The organism is Mesorhizobium sp. M7A.F.Ca.US.014.04.1.1, assembly GCF_003998745.1.
GTDB lineage: Bacteria > Pseudomonadota > Alphaproteobacteria > Rhizobiales > Rhizobiaceae > Mesorhizobium > Mesorhizobium ciceri.
Genome location: NZ_RZRW01000793.1, coordinates 1 through 2,083 on the forward strand (window position 1 = coordinate 1; position 2,083 = coordinate 2,083).

2 protein-coding genes and 1 pseudogene are annotated in these 2,083 nt (G+C 64.3%); all 3 read left to right on the forward strand.

Going from position 1 to position 2,083, the window contains the following annotated elements:
* A pseudogene (locus EOA22_RS31545) lies at positions 1-578 on the forward strand (DUF2157 domain-containing protein); the annotation flags it as partial.
* Positions 575-1,159: a GDYXXLXY domain-containing protein gene (locus EOA22_RS31550; protein ID WP_063168109.1), complete on the forward strand. Its 585-nt coding sequence runs from the start codon at positions 575-577 to the stop codon at positions 1,157-1,159. The pseudogene EOA22_RS31545 and the gene EOA22_RS31550, both read left to right, overlap by 4 nt.
* A gap of 26 nt (positions 1,160-1,185) precedes the next feature.
* Positions 1,186-2,083: aromatic amino acid lyase (locus tag EOA22_RS31555; protein ID WP_164756106.1), on the forward strand; the 898-nt coding region annotated here is incomplete at its 3' end.

Genomic DNA, 2,083 nt, shown 5'->3' on the forward strand with positions numbered 1-2,083 from the left:
GCTGCGTCGTGATGGCGATCGTGCTGTTTGCCGTCTCGTTCTGGACCCGCAGCCAGGCGGCGCGCCACCTGATTATCCTGTCGGTGCTGTTCTATCTCATGCTGCTGGTCACCAACCACGACACGCTGCAGGTGGCGATCCCGCTGGTCGTCGCCTCGGCGCTGCTGTTCGCGGCCTCGGTCTTCGCGCCTGGCCCGGTCGACCGGGTCGTGCAACTCGGCGGCCGCTTGCCCTTGCACGCGCTGCTCGCCTTCCTCACCGGCCTCGCAATGATCCAGTTCGAACTCGCCGACGAGAGCACCTACAACAGCGGTTTTGCCCTCGCTTCGGCGATCGCGCTGGCCGGTGTTGTCGCCGCGATCGTGCTGGCAGGACGGGAGAGCCGTGGGCTACGCTGGCTTGCCTATCTCGGCTTCGCCTTCGAACTCGCCATCATCTATGTCGTGACCCTGCAATCGATGCTCGATACGGCCGGTTTCTTCCTGGCCGCCGCGGTGCTGCTCGGCATCCTCGCGATCGTCATCATCCGCGTGGAAAAACGCATGAAGGGCCCAGACGCCAAGGGAGCCACGGCATGATCACCGGGAAAAGGCTTGTCATCTCGGCGCTGGTGCTGGCGCTCGTCCAGATAGGCTTCCTGAGCTGGATCATCGCCGGCCGGGCGGCGATCCTGCGCAACGGCAAGGAAGTGCTGCTGAAGATCGAACCCGTCGATCCGCGCGACCTCCTGCGCGGCGACTATATTATCCTGGGCTACGAGATTTCACGCATACCGGTGAAAATGATCGCCAACATTCCGCCCGACAAATTTTCAAGCGACGATACGTCGATTGTGGTGCGCCTGAAGAAGGGCGCCGACGGCTATTGGCAGCCGACGGCCGCCTGGTTCGGCAAGGCGCCAACGATGGCAACCGCCGACGAGGCCGATATTCTAGGCCACATCGCCGAAGGCTGGGACCTTCGCGGCGAAGAGGCGACCATCGCGCCGGACTATGGCATCGAGCGCTTCTATCTGCCGGAAGGCGAGGGGATGGCGATCCAGAACGACATGCGGGTGCGGCCATTCGGCATCCGTCTTGCTCTTGCCGGCGACGGCACCGCGCAGATCAAGGCGCTGGTCGACGGCGACAAGACGCTGTTCGAGGAACCACTCTACTAAGTCCCTTATTTCCGATGGTGTGAAGCATGCCAGTTAGCCTGTCGACGCGTGAAGACATCAACCTCGACACTGTCTTCCGCGTCGCCTGGAAGAAGGACACGGTGGAGATCAGCGAGAAGGCCTTGCAGCGCATCGCCGAATGCCGCGTCTCGTTTCTGAAGCTGATTGAATCCGATCCGCCACCGGTCATCTATGGCGTCACAACCGCCATGGGGGAATTGGCAAGCCGAAAGCTCGAACCTGACGAGCGTGATCGCCATGCGCGCATCAAGGCGTTTGCCGCCGCCACCTCGTTCGGCGATCCCTTGCCGGATCGCGTGGTCAGGGCGATCGTGCTTGCCCGTCTGACAAACTTCATCGAGGGCAACGCCGCCACCACGCCGCGCATCGCGCTTGCCGTGGCCGCGATGCTCGACGGTGGGCCGATGCCTGTCGTGCCGGCCTCCGGCCAGGGCGGCGCCGGTGAGATCCTGGCGCTCTATCCCTTGTTTGCAGAACTTTCGACGCGCTTCGACCTCGAGGTCAAGGAACGCGGCTCGCTCATCAACGGCTCGCCCTGCGCCGCCGCTTTGGTGGCCGACGCAGCGCTCGCGGGGCGCCGCCGCATCCGCATGGCGCAAAAAGTTTTCGCGCTGTCGATCGAAGCGTTTCGCGCGCCGCTCGAGCACTATGACGCGGCGCTCGACACGCTCTGGGGCGATGAGCATGAAACGGCTGCCCTGCAGGGATTGCGGGAGTTTCTGGTTGGCGCCGGCGATGGGCGACGCAACTATCAGGCGCCGGTCAGCTACCGCATCGTGCCGCGCGTCCTCGGCCAGGCGCATCGTGCGCTGGCGACGGCCGAGCGGGCGGCCAATGTGTCGCTGGCCTCGATATCGGACAATCCCGTCTACATCCCGCCCGACGATGCAGATCGGCTCGGCC